The organism is Streptomyces sp. NPDC101110 (genome assembly GCF_044759525.1).
Classification (GTDB): domain Bacteria; phylum Actinomycetota; class Actinomycetes; order Streptomycetales; family Streptomycetaceae; genus Streptomyces.
In genome coordinates, this window is sequence record NZ_JBIVZM010000011.1 from 1 (window position 1) to 14889 (window position 14889).

The following is a 14889-nucleotide window of genomic DNA, read 5'->3' on the forward strand; positions in this document are numbered from 1 at the left end:
AAACGCCCGGTTACATTCCGAACCCGGAAGCTAAGCCTTACAGCGCCGATGGTACTGCAGGGGGGACCCTGTGGGAGAGTAGGACGCCGCCGAACTCCTATTAGAGCTCTGGCTCTTGGGCACACAGCCCAAGAGCCAGAGCTTTTTTGCGTTGAGGTAGGGTCAGGGAGCATCGTTGGCACGTTTCCCACAGGAGGCCCCCGGGTGGAGGTTCAGGAGACTCGCGTCCAGACGGACCGTGTGCTCACCATCCCGAACATCCTCAGCATGGCGCGCCTCGTCGGCGTGCCCGTCTTCCTGTGGCTGATTCTGCGACCTGAGTTCGGTGGCCCCCAAAGTGACGGCTGGGCCCTCCTGGTGCTCGCTCTGAGCGGCATCAGCGACTATCTGGACGGCAAGCTCGCGCGCCGCTGGAACCAGATCAGCAGCCTCGGCCGGCTCCTCGACCCCGCGGCCGACCGGCTCTACATTCTCTCGACCCTGGTCGGCCTCACCTGGCGTGAGATTCTGCCTCTATGGCTGACCGCCACCCTTTTGGCACGGGAGCTCGTTCTGCTGGTGATGGTGGGCATCCTCCGCCGCCACGGCTATCCGCCGCCCCAGGTGAACTTCCTGGGCAAGGCCGCCACGTTCAACCTGATGTACGCCTTCCCCCTGCTTCTCCTCAGCGACGGAAGCGGATGGATCTCGTCACTCGCTGCCATTTTCGGATGGGCGTTCGCCGGGTGGGGTACAACGCTGTACTGGTGGGCAGGAGTCCTCTACGTGGTACAAGTCCGCCGCCTGGTCCGTGCGGACGCCCTGGCCGATTGACCTCTCGGATGGTCCTGCTGCCGTAGCGGAGCGATGGCCTGTGCTGGATAAGTGCGGGACAATCCTGGCGGGGGAAGTCGGCTAGACCGTCTCTTCGAGGAGGACGCTTCCGACATGAAGGCCGTCGTGATGGCCGGAGGCGAAGGCACGCGCCTTCGCCCCATGACCTCAAGCATGCCCAAGCCGCTCCTGCCGGTCGCCAACCGGCCGATCATGGAGCATGTTCTTCGGCTGCTCAAAAGGCATGGGCTCAACGAAACAGTCGTGACCGTCCAGTTCCTGGCGTCCCTCGTCAAGAACTACTTCGGTGACGGCGAAGAGCTCGGTATGGAGCTCACCTATGCCAATGAGGAGAAGCCACTCGGTACCGCAGGGAGCGTCAAGAACGCTGAGGAGGCGCTGAAGGACGACGCCTTCCTCGTCATCTCCGGCGACGCCCTGACTGATTTCGACCTGACCGAGCTCATCAATTTCCACAAGGAGAAGGGCGCGCTCGTCACCGTCTGTCTGACGCGTGTGCCCAATCCACTGGAATTCGGTATCACCATCGTCGACGAGGAAGGCAAGGTGGAACGCTTCCTCGAGAAGCCCACCTGGGGCCAGGTCTTCTCCGACACGGTGAACACCGGCATCTACGTGATGGAGCCCGAGGTCTTCGACTACGTCGAGCCCGATGTGCCCGTCGACTGGTCCGGTGACGTCTTCCCGCAGCTGATGAAGGAAGGCAAGCCCGTCTACGGCTACATCGCCGAGGGCTACTGGGAGGACGTCGGCACCCACGAGAGCTATGTCAAGGCGCAGGCCGATGTCCTCGAGGGCAAGGTCGACGTCGACATCGACGGGTTCGAGATCTCCCCGGGCGTGTGGGTCGCCGAGGGCGCGGAGGTCCATGCCGACGCCGTGCTCCGAGGACCTGTCTACATCGGTGACTACGCCAAGGTCGAGGCCGGTGCCGAAATCCGTGAGCACACCGTCGTCGGCTCCAATGTGGTCGTCAAGAGCGGCGCGTTCCTGCACAAGGCCGTCGTCCACGACAACGTCTACGTGGGGCCGCACAGCAACCTCCGCGGCTGCGTGGTCGGCAAGAACACCGACATCATGCGCGCCGCGCGGATCGAGGACGGGGCGGTCATCGGCGATGAGTGCCTGATCGGTGAAGAATCGATCGTCCAGGGCAATGTGCGGGTCTATCCGTTCAAGACCATCGAGGCCGGCGCGTTCGTCAACACCTCGGTGATCTGGGAGTCCAGGGGCCAGGCCCATCTGTTCGGTGCCCGCGGCGTGTCCGGGATCCTGAACGTCGAGATCACACCGGAACTCGCCGTGCGGCTCGCAGGCGCGTACGCCACGACGCTGAAGAAGGGGTCGACCGTCACCACGGCCCGCGACCACTCGCGTGGTGCCCGTGCGCTGAAGCGGGCGGTGATCTCGGCGCTGCAGGCCAGCGCGATCGACGTACGCGACCTGGAGAACGTGCCACTGCCGGTCGCCCGGCAGCAGACCGCACGCGGCAGTGCGGGCGGCATCATGATCCGTACCACCCCCGGGGTGCCGGACTCCGTCGACATCATGTTCTTCGACGGGCAGGGTGCCGACCTGTCCCAGGGGAGTCAGCGGAAGCTGGACCGGGTGTTCGCACGGCAGGAGTACCGCCGTGCCTTCCCCGGGGAGATCGGCGATCTCCACTTCCCGGCCAGTGTCTTCGACTCGTACACCGGTTCGCTGCTGCGGGACGTCGACACGACCGGGATCGCGGACTCGGGGCTGAAGGTCGTCGTGGACGCGTCCAACGGAAGCGCCGGCCTCGTTCTGCCGAGCCTGCTCGGCAAGCTCGGGGTCGACTCGCTGACCATCAACCCGGGCCTGGACGAGTCCAGGCCGACCGAGACCGCCGACATGCGGCGGTCGGGGATGGTGCGGCTCGGAGAGATCGTGGCGTCCTCCGGGGCGGCGTTCGGCGTGCGGTTCGACCCCGTCGGTGAGCGTCTCTCGCTCGTCGACGAGAAGGGGCGGATCATCGAGGACGACCGGGCGCTGCTCGTGATGCTGGACCTCGTCGCAGCCGAGCGGCGCAGCGGCCGGGTCGCGCTGCCGGTCACCACCACCCGGATCGCCGAGCAGGTGGCGGCGTACCACGGGACGCAGGTCGAGTGGACGACCACCTCTCCCGACGACCTCACGCGCGTCGGCGGTGAGGAAGGGACGATCTTCGGCGGCGACGGCAAGGGCGGCTTCATCGTCCCCGAGTTCAGCAGCGTGTACGACGCCACCGCGGCCTTCGTACGGCTCATCGGGCTCGTGGCGCGGACGCAGCTCACGCTCAGCCAGATCGACGCGCGGATCCCGCGGGCGCACGTCCTGAAGCGGGATCTGGCGACCCCGTGGGCCGTGAAGGGTCTTGTGATGCGCCGGGTCGTCGAAGCGGCCGGAGACCGCTTCGTGGACACCACGGACGGGGTGCGGGTAGTGGAGACCGACGGCCGCTGGGTGATGGTGCTGCCCGACCCGGCCGAGGCCGTCACCCACCTGTGGGCCGAGGGGCCGGACGACGCCTCCGCGCAGGCCCTGCTCGACGAATGGTCGGCGGTCGTGGACAGCGCCGGCCGCTGAACGGGCTGCACGCGTGCGTGCCGGACAAGTGTCCCCAACGGGGCCTGTCCGGCACGCCGGTGGGGCCGTTCGGAGGTAGTGCTCGCGACGTGCGACGATGTGCGGCATGCCGCAGCAACCCCCCATTCGGAGCACACCCGCGCGGCCCCGGCGCCCGGATGCGTCCATGTCGTTGCTCACCAACGTCATGGACCACAGTCTCGACGACGGCTACGCCGAGGCCGCCGAGCGCAAGAAGGCCGCGGGTGACAGCGGCATGCCGAGGACGCTCAGGGCGAAGCTGGGCCTCGCCGCCGGTCTGGTGCTCGCGGCTCTGGTCGTGACCGTCGGGGCGGCGCAGGCGCGGGTCGCCGCCCCGGTCGTCGCCAAGGAGCGGGAAGAGCTGGTCGACCGCATCGACCGGGAGACCGAGGCGGCGGACAAGCTGGAGGACTCCGTCGACGAGCTGCGCGCGGACGTGAGCGCACGGCAGCGCGAGGCGCTGAAGCACAGCGGCGGCAGCGCTTCCGATCTGGTGGGGATCCTCTCGGGCGCGGTCGCGGTGCACGGCCCCGGGGTGAGGCTCGTGGTGAATGACGCCAAGGAAGCCGCCTCCGGTGGTGACGGCGACCCGCGTGAGACCTCCGGGTTCTCCGACACCGGCCGGGTGCGTGACCGGGACATGCAGCGTGTGGTCAACGGGCTGTGGGAGTCGGGCGCCGAGGCCGTCTCGATCAACGGGCAGCGGCTGACGGCGCTGTCCGCGATCAGGGCCGCGGGGGACGCCATACTGGTCGACAACAAGCCGCTGGTGCCGCCGTACACGGTGCTTGCGGTGGGGGACGGGCAGCGGCTGAGCACCCGGTTCCAGGACAGTGCGGACGGGTTGTATCTGAACGCGCTGCAGGAGAGCTACGGCATCAGGACAGGCATCTCCGTGGAGGACGACCTCCGGCTGCCTGCCGCACCGAGTGTGACCGTACGTACAGCACAGCCGAGCATTGAGAAGAGCGAGAAGGGCACATCGTGATCGCCGTACTGGGCCTCGTCGTGGGAGTCGTGGCCGGCCTGTTGGTCCGGCCTGAGGTTCCGGCGGTGGTCGAGCCTTATCTGCCGATCGCCGTCGTGGCGGCGCTCGACGCCGTCTTCGGCGGTCTGCGGGCCATGCTCGACGGGATCTTCGACGACAAGGTCTTCGTGGTGTCGTTCCTGTCGAACGTGGTCGTGGCCGCCCTGATCGTGTTCCTGGGCGACAAGCTGGGCGTGGGTGCCCAGCTGTCCACCGGTGTGGTGGTCGTCCTCGGCATCCGGATCTTCTCCAACGCCGCGGCGATCCGCCGGCACGTGTTCCGGGCGTGAGGCCGATGAGCGATCACGACGAGAAGCCCGCCAAGGCGGCCGAGGAGCAGGGCGACACGCGCGAGGGTGGCGGCGAGACCGGGAACAGGCTGCGCAGGGCGCTGCCCCAGGAAGCGCAGCCGGCCGCGTCGGCGGCAGGTGAGGCCGAGGCCCCGGCGAGGCAGGCGCCTGCCCCCGCCACGGCGGGTGAGGCCCGTGGGAAGCCCGAGCCCGAGCGGGGACCGGAACCACAGACGGACGCCGAGCCCCGGCTGACCGGGCGGCAGCGGCTGGCGCAGGGCGTGTGGCCGCCGCGCGTAACCCGGGCCCAACTCATCGTCGCCGTGCTGTTGTTCGGTCTCGGGTTCGGGCTTGCCGTACAGGTGGCCTCGAACAGCGACAGTGACAGTGCCCTGCGTGGCGCACGTCAGGAAGATCTTGTTCGCATCCTCGATGAACTGGATGACCGTACTCAACGTCTTGAGGACGAGAAGCAGGGACTCGAGAAGCAGCGCGACGAGCTGGAGAACAGCTCGGACCAGGCTGAAGAGGCCCGGAAGCAGACGGTCGAGAAGGAGAGGCAACTCGGCGTCCTTGCGGGCACGGTGGCCGCGCGGGGGCCCGGCATCACCATGACGATCGAGGACACGAAGGGGACGGTCGAGGCGGACATGCTGCTCGACGCCATCCAGGAGCTGCGCGCGGCGGGCGCCGAGGCGATCCAGGTCAACGGCGTCCGCGTTGTCGCGGGCACGTATCTCACGGACTCGGGCAAGGGTGTCGCCGTCGACGGGAACAAGATCAACGCTCCCTATCGTTTCAAGGTCATCGGCAAGCCGCAGGACCTCGAGCCGGCGCTCAACATCCCCGGAGGCGTGGTGCAGACTCTCGAGAAGGAACAGGCCGCCGCCACAATCGAGCGGTCGACCGACATCGTCGTGGACGCCTTGCGAGCGGCGAAGCGGCCTGACTACGCTCGGTCGTCCTCCCAGTGAACCGGGGGTGCATGGGCGACGTTCGGCGAGGGCATGAGGTTGCGGGGGGTCGGCGCACCGAATGGGCGGTGCGTGGTGGAAACTGTCTGGTGCAGACGGACGTTGTCAGGATGTCCGGGTCGGCCAGAGTGTTCAGTCAGGGTTCGTCCTGCCCCACGGGCGGGTCTGTTTCGGTCAAGGGGAATCGCCCGTGAAGTTGTTTGCGAAGTTGTTCGGCAAGAGCGCGCGAGAGGACAGCGGCAACGCGACCGCTCGTCATCGCGCACAGCCTGACGCGGAGGGCCAGCGGCCGCTGTTCCGGGACCAGGTCGGGGGTCCGGGCGGTGACGTTTCCGGTGGTCAGGGCGCGCCGTCGGTTGACCCTGCACAGCCCGGCGGCATAAGTTTCGGGCAACCGTCAACCTCAGGTGCGGGCGGAGGGTTCGACCCGTACGCGTCCAACGCCCCCGGGGGGCAGCCGCGGCAGGAGGATCCGATGTCGGCCCTGGTGTGTACGAGGTGCGGTAACCGCAACGCGGAGAACAGCCGGTTCTGCTCCAACTGCGGCGCGCCGCTGCGGGCGGGGGCTGCGCCGGAGCGTCCGTCCGAGACGACGTCCACGATCTCCATCTCCGGTCTGGAGGCCTACGACAGCGAGGCCACGGGCCAGACGCAGATGCCGACCCTGTCACCCGAGGCGCAGGCCGCCGTCGACGCTCTGCCGTTGGGCTCCGCGCTCCTGGTCGTGCGCCGCGGACCGAACTCGGGCAGCCGCTTCCTGCTGGACGGCGATCTGACCACGGCCGGCCGGCATCCGCAGAGCGACATCTTCCTGGACGACGTGACGGTCTCCCGGCGGCACGTGGAGTTCCGCCGCGCTCAGGACGGGTCGTTCACGGTGGCCGACGTGGGCAGCCTGAACGGCACGTACGTCAACCGGGAGCGGATCGACCAGGTCGCCTTGAACAACGGCGACGAGGTGCAGATCGGCAAGTACCGGCTGGTCTTCTACGCCAGCCAGCGGGGCTACTGACCGGCTCCGTCCGGGCAGACCCAGCGAGGCCCATCCGTCAGGGAAGGTCCATGCTTCATACACCGAGCGGCGGTGCCGGGCACGGCGCCGCCGCCACGGACAGTGGGCTGATGAGCATCGGCGCGGTGCTGAACGCGCTGCGCGGCGAGTTCCCCGAAGTGACCATCTCCAAGATCCGCTTCCTGGAGTCGGAAGGGCTCATCGAGCCGCGGCGGACCCCGTCGGGGTACCGCAAGTTCAGTGCCCATGACGTCGAGCGCCTCGGACACGTCCTGAGGATGCAGCGGGACCACTACCTTCCCCTGAAGGTGATCCGGGAGCACCTGGAGGCCATGGAGCGTGGTGAGGCGGTGCAGCTGCCGGCCGTGGGCCGTCAGCGGGAGGGCGAACCCGCTTCCCGGCCGCCCGCGCCGTCCGAGCCGCCCACGGCGGCCAGGATCGGGCGGGACGAGCTGCTCGCCGCCGTGGGCGTGGAGGGGCAGGAGCTCGAGGAGTGGGAGTCCTACGGGCTCCTCACCCCATTGGCGGACGGGGTCTACGACGCCGGGTCGGTCGCCGTCGCGCTGCTCGTCGTGGAGCTCGGGCGGTTCGGGATCGAGCCGCGGCATCTGCGGGCCTTGAAGGCCTCCGCCGACCGGGAGGCCGGGCTCGTGGACCAGGTGGTGGCGCCGCTGCGGCGGCATCGGAACCCGCAGACACGGGCTCACGCCGAGGACCGCACCAGGGAACTGGCGGGGCTCACGGTGAAGCTGCACGCCGCGCTGGTGCAGACGGCGCTCGGGGTGCGGCTCCCCTGAGGCGGCCGGGGGCCGGCGAGGCCGGATCAGTCGCCCGATCCCGGCCCGACTACCCAAACATCCCGGGCACGGCCTAGGGTTGCTGTGTGAACGAGCTCGATGTCGTAGGTGTCCGGGTCGAAATGCCCTCCAACCAACCGATCGTGCTGCTGCGTGAAGTGGGAGGCGACCGCTACCTCCCCATCTGGATCGGGCCGGGGGAGGCGACGGCGATCGCTTTCGCCCAGCAGGGCATGGCTCCCGCGCGGCCGCTGACACACGACCTGTTCAAGGACGTGCTGGAGGCTGTCGGCCAAGAGCTCACGGAAGTGCGCATCACGGATCTGCGTGAGGGCGTCTTCTACGCGGAGCTGGTCTTCGCCAGTGGCGTCGAGGTGAGCGCCCGCCCGTCCGACGCCATAGCGCTCGCGCTGCGCACCGGGACGCCGATCTACGGCAGTGACACGGTGCTCGACGACGCCGGAATCGCGATCCCGGACGAGCAGGAGGACGAGGTGGAGAAGTTCCGCGAGTTCCTCGACCAGATCTCCCCGGAGGACTTCGGCAGCAGCAGCCAGTGAGTTCCCGCGGAGCGGCTGCGGCCCGGTAGACGCACGGGCGGCCCGACGGACGATGTGGTCCGTGACGGGGCCGCCCTCAGCATGTGTGACGGGTGAAATGCCCCCGCATGTGCCGGGGGCTCATGAGAGCGTCACCAGGCCCGTTCGGGCACATTCGGCTAGCCTTTCCCCGCGACGGGGCACGGGAAACCACTCTCAGGGTGATTATCACTCGGCGTGGCGAGTGTGGCGATCGTTGACGCACCCCTGGTGACTGCCTACCGTCGAGAAGGCAGGTCAAGGACGGAGGTCGGCGTGAGAAGCAGCGGCGACGGTACGGCTGGGGGCGGCCCCGAGCGCAGTCTCAGGGTGAGCGGTCCGTACCCTCCCCCCGGCTCCCGGCCTTTCCCGGGCGGGGGACCCTTTCAGCCCGGTGGTGCGACGGACCACGCTCCGCAGCGACCGACAGCGGTGCCGAGCAGCGGAGAGGCGACGTCCATGGCGTCCGAGCAGATCGGCTATCGCGGTCCCACGGCCTGCGCGGCCGCCGGTATCACCTACCGGCAGCTGGACTACTGGGCCCGCACCGGGCTCGTGGAGCCGAGTGTGCGCCCCGCCTACGGGTCCGGGACGCAGCGGCTGTACAGCTTCCGGGACGTGGTCGTCCTGAAGATCGTCAAGCGGTTCCTCGACACCGGGGTGTCGCTGCAGAACATCCGCACCGCCGTCCAGCACCTCAGGGAACGCGGTTTCAGCGACCTCGAGCGCATGACGCTGATGAGCGACGGCGCCACGGTCTACGAGTGCACCTCGCCCGACGAGGTCCACGCCCTGCTCCAGGGTGGCCAGGGGGTCTTCGGGATCGCCGTCGGGGTGGTGTGGCGGGACGTCGAGAGTGCGCTGTCCCAGCTGCACGGCGAGCGGATCGACACCGGTGAGACGCTGGTCGGGTCCAACCCGGCGGACGAGCTGGCACGTCGGCGGAACCGGGCCGTCTGAGCGGCCCGGTCGCGGGAAGCGCACGCGGCCGCGGACGGCGGGACATCCCTCACCGGGCGCCCGCTCATACAGGGCGCTGCGGGTGCGCGTGAGCGCTTCGGCGCCGCCGATGTGCGCGTGATCGCTTCAAGGCCGCCGCCGAGGTGCGCGTGGTGCTTCCGAGGTGCTCTGCCGGGCCGTGAGCGTTTCCCTCGCGAGTGGCGTCACAGGCCCTGGGCAGCTCCCCGTATGCCCTCGCGGGCGGTCGAGCAGGGCATTGTCAGTGGCATAGGGCAGCATCAAAGGTGTGAGAACCGCGCCCACGATCCTGCATCTCGACATGGATGCCTTCTACGCCTCGGTGGAGCAGGCGTCCAAGCCGAGTCTGCGCGGGAAGGCCGTGGTCGTGGGCGGGCTCGGGCCGCGCGGGGTCGTGGCGACCGCGTCCTACGAGGCGCGGGTTTTCGGGGTGCATTCGGCGATGCCCATGGGGCAGGCCCGGCGGCTCGCACCGAACGCCGCGTATCTCGTGCCGCGCTTCCATCTCTACCGCTCGATCAGCGAGCGGGTGATGGAGCTGCTGCGGGCGTTGTCGCCGCTGGTGGAGCCGCTGAGCCTGGACGAGGCGTTCGTGGACCTGGAGGCCGGGGGAGTGGCCTGGGACGAGGCGTCGGCACGGCTGGCCGGGGTCAAGCTGCGCGCGGACATCCGGGCGGTCACGGGGCTCACCGGGTCGGTGGGGCTCGCCGCCTCCAAGATGCTCGCCAAGATCGCCTCGGAGGAGGCCAAGCCCGACGGGCTGGTGGTCATCGAGCCGGGGACCGAGCGGGCGATGCTCGGGCCGATGCCGGTGCGGATCCTGCCGGGGGTGGGGCCGGCGACGGGCGACCATCTGCGGCGGGCCGGGATCACCACGGTCGAGGAGATCGTCGAGGCGGGCGAGGACGAACTGGTCCGGCTGCTGGGCAAGGCACACGGGCACGGTCTCTACGCGATGGCCCTGGCGCGGGACGACCGGCCCGTGGTGGCCGAGCGCGAGGCGAAGTCGGTGTCGGTAGAGGACACCTACGACGTGGACATCCACGACCGGACGCGGGTCGGGCTGGAGGTGCAGCGGCTGGCCGAGCGGTGTGTACGGCGGCTGCGCGGCGCCGGGCTCTCCGGTCGGACGATCGTCCTGAAGGTGCGCCGCTACGACTTCTCGACGCTCACCCGTTCCGAGACGCTGCGCGGCCCCACGGACGACCCCGGGGTGGTCCGAGAGGCGGCGGCCCGGTTGCTGGACTCCGTCGACACGACGGGCGGGGTGCGGCTGCTCGGGGTGGGTGTGAGCGGGCTCGCCGACTACACGCAGGAAGATCTGTTCGCCCAGGCCGCGGGAGGGCGGGGGGTCGAGGAGAGCCCGGTCGAGGAGCATCCCGCGGCGCCGGCCGAGGAGCAGCCCTCGCTCGCCGAGCGGCGCTGGCCCGCCGGGCACGACGTGCGGCATGCCGAGTTCGGTCACGGGTGGGTGCAGGGAAGCGGCCTGGGGCGGGTCACCGTACGGTTCGAGACGCCCGCCTCCGAGCCGGGGCGGGTGCGGACCTTCCGGGTCGACGACCCGGATCTGGAAGCGGCGGATCCGCTGCCTCTGGTGTTACGTGGGGAGGGAGGGCAGGCCGCTGGGGCGGGGCCTCAGGCTGTTTCGTCGGTGCCCGCGAGCTTGCCGAAGTCGTGGTCCGGGAGCGGGGGCGGAGCGGCGACGTCGAGACCGTAGTGGTGGTAGAGCTGCAATTCCTGCTCGGGCGAGAGATGGCGGCCCACACCGAAGTCGGGAGCGTCCTTGATCAGGGCTCGCTCGAAGGGCACGTGCAGGGCACCCTCGACCAGTTCGCTGGGCTCGAGGGGGACGAAGGCGTCCCTGCTGAACAGGCCCGTCCGTATGGCCGCCCACTCCGGCTCGCCGGTGGCGTCGTCGAGGTAGACCTCGTCGATGGTGCCGATCCTGGTCCCGTTGCGGTCGAACGCCTTGCGGCCGATCAGGTTGCGCGGATCGATATCGGTTCGCACGGGCCCTCCACATGGTCGCAACTCATACGTAGACACTACAAAACGGTACAAGTGGGGATGCGGCCACTCGAAGGTTCGTGCGTTGACCTCGCTGGTACGCTGGCATCGGCTGCTGACCCCGTGCGGGAGAGTCCTCCAGACACCATCGGAGGCGCCGAAGGAGCAAATCCTCCCCGGAATCTCTCAGGCTCACGTACCGCACGGACGAGGTCACTCTGGAAAGCAGGGCGGGTGTCGACGGCTTCCGCTCTCACCGACGGTGAAAACCGGAGGCCTTCGGGCGATCCGGTGAAGCTCTCAGGTTGAGATGACAGAGGGGGAGGCCGTCCGGGTACCCGTGCCGTGGTGCCCCTCGAAGGTCGTGTCGACCAGGAGGCCTCCGTAATGACCGCCCACCGCATTCCGCTCTCCGAGCTCGAAGAGGCAGTCCCCTTCGAGCAGCGCCACATCGGCCCCGACCACGAGGCCTGCGCCAAGATGCTTGCGCACGTCGGCTACGGCTCGCTGGACGAGCTGACCGCGGCCGCGGTCCCGGCCGTGATCAAGAGCGCCGAGGCGCTGGATCTGCCCGGCGCCCGCAGCGAAGCCGAAGTGATCGCCGAGCTGCGCTCCCTCGCCGACCGCAACCAGGTCCTCGGCTCCATGATCGGCCTCGGCTACTACGGCACGTTCACACCGCCGGTCATCATGCGCAACGTCATGGAGAACCCGTCCTGGTACACGGCCTACACGCCGTACCAGCCGGAGATCTCGCAGGGCAGGCTGGAGGCGCTGCTCAACTTCCAGACCGTGGTCGCCGAGCTGACCGGACTGCCGACCTCGGGCGCCTCCCTGCTCGACGAGGGCACCGCGGCCGCCGAGGCCATGGCGCTGTCGCGGCGCCTGGGCAAGAACAAGAAGGGCCTGTTCCTGGTCGACGCGGACGCGCTGCCGCAGACCATCGCCGTGATCCAGACCCGCGCCGAGCCGACAGGGGTAGAGGTCGTCGTCGCCGACCTGAGCGAGGGCATCCCCGACGAGATCGCCGAGCGCGAGATCAACGGCGTGCTGCTCCAGTACCCCGGCGCCTCCGGCGCCGTGCGGGACATCAAGCCGGTCATCGACCGCGCGCACGAGCTCGGGGCGCTCGTCACCGTCGCCGCCGACCTGCTCGCCCTGACGCTGCTGAAGTCGCCCGGGGAGCTCGGCGCGGACATCGCCGTCGGCACCACCCAGCGTTTCGGCGTCCCCATGGGCTTCGGCGGACCGCACGCGGGCTACATGGCGGTCCAGGACAAGATGGCGCGCAGCCTGCCCGGGCGGCTCGTCGGCGTGTCCGTCGACGCCGACGGCAACAAGGCCTACCGACTGGCCCTGCAGACGCGTGAACAGCACATCCGCCGTGAGAAGGCCACCAGCAACATCTGCACCGCGCAGGTGCTCCTCGCCGTCATGGCCGGCATGTACGCCGTCTACCACGGCCCCGAGGGTCTCAAGGGCATCGCGCGGCGCACCCACCGGTACGCCACGGTTCTCGCCGCCGGACTCGCCGGTGGCGGTGTCGAGATCGTGCACGGCTCCTACTTCGACACCCTGACCGTGCGCGCCGAGGGCCGGGCCGCCGAGGTCGTGGCCGCCGGGCGGGACAACGGGGTCAACCTGCGCCTCGTCGACGCCGACCACGTCTCCATCGCCTGCGACGAGACGACCACGCGCGCCCAGCTGCGTGCCGTGTGGGCGGCCTTCGGCGTCGAGGGAGTCGTCGAGGCGCTCGACGCGGCCACCGAGGACGGTCTTCCGGGCGCGCTGCTGCGTACCGACGACTACCTGACCCACCCCGTCTTCCACCAGCACCGCTCCGAGACCGCCATGCTGCGCTACCTGCGCAAGCTGGCCGACCGCGACTACGCGCTCGACCGGGGCATGATCCCGCTGGGCTCCTGCACCATGAAGCTCAACGCGACCACCGAGATGGAGCCCGTCACCTGGCCCGAATTCGGGCAGATGCACCCCTTCGCGCCCGCCGAGCAGGCCGGTGGGTACCTCACTCTCATCCACGAGCTGGAGGACCGGCTCGCCGAGGTCACCGGCTACGACAAGGTGTCCCTCCAGCCGAACGCCGGCTCGCAGGGCGAGCTGGCGGGTCTGCTGGCCGTCCGCGGGTACCACCGCGCCAACGGGGACGAGCAGCGCACCGTCTGCCTGATCCCGTCGTCCGCGCACGGCACCAACGCCGCCAGCGCCGTGATGGCCGGTATGAAGGTCGTCGTCGTGAAGACCGCCGAGGACGGCGAGATCGACGTCGAGGACCTGCGGGCCAAGATCGAGCAGTACCGCGACCAGCTGGCCGTGCTCATGATCACGTACCCGTCCACGCACGGTGTGTTCGAGGAGCACGTCGCCGACATCTGCGCGCAGGTGCACGAGGCGGGCGGGCAGGTCTACGTCGACGGGGCCAACCTGAACGCGCTCGTCGGGCTCGCCAAGCCGGGGCACTTCGGCGGTGACGTCTCGCACCTCAACCTGCACAAGACCTTCTGCATCCCGCACGGCGGCGGCGGCCCGGGCGTCGGCCCGGTGGCGGTGCGCGAGCACCTCGCGCCCTACCTGCCGAACCACCCCCTGCAGCCCGAGGCCGGCCCCGAGACGGGCGTCGGCCCCATCTCGGCGGCTCCCTGGGGTTCGGCCGGCATCCTGCCGATCTCGTGGGCCTACGTCCGGCTCATGGGCGGCGAGGGGCTGAAGCGGGCAACCCAGGTGGCCGTGCTCAGCGCCAACTACATCGCCAAGCGCCTGGAGCCGCACTACCCGGTGCTCTACACCGGTCCCGGCGGGCTCGTCGCGCACGAGTGCATCATCGACCTGCGGCCGCTGACCAAGGCGACCGGCGTGAGCGTCGACGACGTGGCCAAGCGGCTGATCGACTACGGCTTCCACGCGCCGACCATGTCCTTCCCGGTGGCCGGGACGCTGATGATCGAGCCGACCGAGTCGGAGGACCTGGCCGAGCTGGACCGGTTCTGCGAGGCGATGATCGCCATCCGCGCGGAGATCGAGAAGGTCGGCTCCGGTGAGTGGCCCGCGGAGGACAACCCGCTGCGCGGCGCCCCGCACACCGCCGGCGCGCTCGCGGGTTCGTGGGAGCACGCCTACAGCCGTGAGGAGGCCGTCTTCCCCGCCGGGGTGTCGGCCGCCGACAAGTACTGGCCGCCGGTGCGCCGCATCGACCAGGCCTTCGGCGACCGGAACCTGGTGTGCTCCTGCCCGCCGCTGGACGCGTACGAGGACTGATCGGCCGGCAACCGGTCGAAGGAGGGGCCCCGCGGTGCGGGGCCCCTTCCGCCGTTCGCCGCCGGGTCAGGCGGTGGCGAGTGCCACCTCGGTCGCCTTGATCAGGGCGACGACCGGGGTCCCGGGCGACAGGGCCAGGTCCTCCGCGGCGTCCCGGGTGATCGCGGAGGTCAGTTCGCCGCCCTCGACGGTGACGCGGACCGACACCATCGCGTCACCGGCGGCGATGTGCGTGACCGTGCCGGGGAGCCGGTTGCGGATCGACAGGCCCTCGACGGGTGCGGTGGCCAGGGCGATCTCCGTGGACTTCATCAGGGCGCGCACGGCGGTGCCGGGGGTGAGACGGAGGTCTTCCGCTGCCTCGCGGGTGATCGCCGCGGTGATGTCCTGGCCGCCGGTGAGGCGGATCCCGACCGTCGCCATGGCCTCGCCCGGGGTGAGGGTGGTGACGGTGCCGGGGAGCTGGTTGCGGATGCTCAGGCTCATGCGTGCACGGTAGCCGCGGTGGG

13 protein-coding genes, 1 rRNA gene and 1 riboswitch are annotated in these 14889 nt (G+C 69.8%); of the genes, 12 read left to right on the forward strand and 2 right to left on the reverse strand.

The annotated features are described in order from the left end of the window. From rrf to ACIQU3_RS24555, 11 genes are all read left to right on the forward strand, one after another. Positions 1-95 (forward strand): 5S ribosomal RNA (gene rrf / locus ACIQU3_RS24505); the annotation flags it as partial. Positions 96-204: 109 nt separating this feature from the next. Beyond that, complete coding sequence (locus ACIQU3_RS24510) at positions 205-813, forward strand: CDP-alcohol phosphatidyltransferase family protein (protein ID WP_403927741.1); 609 nt, start codon at positions 205-207, stop codon at positions 811-813. 114 nt (positions 814-927) lie between these two features. Beyond that, positions 928-3423: a sugar phosphate nucleotidyltransferase gene (locus tag ACIQU3_RS24515; protein WP_403744328.1), complete on the forward strand. Its 2496-nt coding sequence runs from the start codon at positions 928-930 to the stop codon at positions 3421-3423. A 97-nt stretch (positions 3424-3520) separates the two neighbouring features. After that, the gene (locus tag ACIQU3_RS24520) at positions 3521-4432 is read left to right on the forward strand and encodes a DUF881 domain-containing protein (protein ID WP_366712198.1); all 912 of its coding nucleotides are present in this window, start codon (positions 3521-3523) and stop codon (positions 4430-4432) included. After that, positions 4429-4761, forward strand: a complete 333-nt coding sequence (locus tag ACIQU3_RS24525) for a small basic family protein (RefSeq protein ID WP_003988855.1) — start codon at positions 4429-4431, stop codon at positions 4759-4761. Before ACIQU3_RS24520 ends, ACIQU3_RS24525 begins: the two co-directional genes overlap by 4 nt. A gap of 5 nt (positions 4762-4766) precedes the next feature. Continuing rightward, positions 4767-5735, forward strand: coding sequence for a DUF881 domain-containing protein (locus ACIQU3_RS24530; RefSeq protein ID WP_403744325.1), 969 nt, complete (start codon positions 4767-4769; stop codon positions 5733-5735). 61 nt (positions 5736-5796) lie between these two features. Beyond that, on the forward strand, positions 5797-6747 hold the full coding sequence (locus ACIQU3_RS24535; protein WP_403744323.1) for an FHA domain-containing protein: 951 nt from the start codon (positions 5797-5799) through the stop codon (positions 6745-6747). Between the two features lie 50 nt (positions 6748-6797). Beyond that, a complete protein-coding gene (locus tag ACIQU3_RS24540; protein ID WP_403744321.1) occupies positions 6798-7544 on the forward strand; it encodes a MerR family transcriptional regulator in 747 nt (248 codons plus the stop codon). A gap of 86 nt (positions 7545-7630) precedes the next feature. Beyond that, the gene (locus ACIQU3_RS24545) at positions 7631-8104 is read left to right on the forward strand and encodes a bifunctional nuclease family protein (RefSeq protein WP_003988851.1); all 474 of its coding nucleotides are present in this window, start codon (positions 7631-7633) and stop codon (positions 8102-8104) included. Between the two features lie 294 nt (positions 8105-8398). Continuing rightward, the gene (locus ACIQU3_RS24550) at positions 8399-9082 is read left to right on the forward strand and encodes a MerR family transcriptional regulator (RefSeq protein WP_403744319.1); all 684 of its coding nucleotides are present in this window, start codon (positions 8399-8401) and stop codon (positions 9080-9082) included. Positions 9083-9368: 286 nt separating this feature from the next. After that, positions 9369-10817 (forward strand): DNA polymerase IV, encoded by a 1449-nt coding sequence (locus ACIQU3_RS24555; protein WP_403927743.1) that lies wholly within the window; start codon positions 9369-9371, stop codon positions 10815-10817. Here the strand turns inward: ACIQU3_RS24555 and ACIQU3_RS24560 are convergent. Further along, the gene (locus ACIQU3_RS24560; RefSeq protein ID WP_184562970.1) at positions 10736-11110 is read right to left on the reverse strand and encodes a PRC-barrel domain-containing protein; all 375 of its coding nucleotides are present in this window, start codon (positions 11108-11110) and stop codon (positions 10736-10738) included. The genes ACIQU3_RS24555 and ACIQU3_RS24560 overlap by 82 nt on opposite strands. 113 nt (positions 11111-11223) lie before the next feature. Continuing rightward, positions 11224-11319, forward strand: a riboswitch (glycine riboswitch). Between the two features lie 175 nt (positions 11320-11494). Between ACIQU3_RS24560 and gcvP the strand changes: the two genes are divergently transcribed. Beyond that, complete coding sequence (gene gcvP, locus ACIQU3_RS24565; protein ID WP_403927746.1) at positions 11495-14380, forward strand: aminomethyl-transferring glycine dehydrogenase; 2886 nt, start codon at positions 11495-11497, stop codon at positions 14378-14380. Between the two features lie 66 nt (positions 14381-14446). On the opposite strand, the gene ACIQU3_RS24570 is transcribed toward gcvP, so the two are convergent. Continuing rightward, entirely contained in the window at positions 14447-14866 is a 420-nt protein-coding gene (locus ACIQU3_RS24570; protein WP_403927749.1) for a molybdopterin-binding protein, read from the reverse strand. Positions 14867-14889 lie beyond the last annotated feature (23 nt).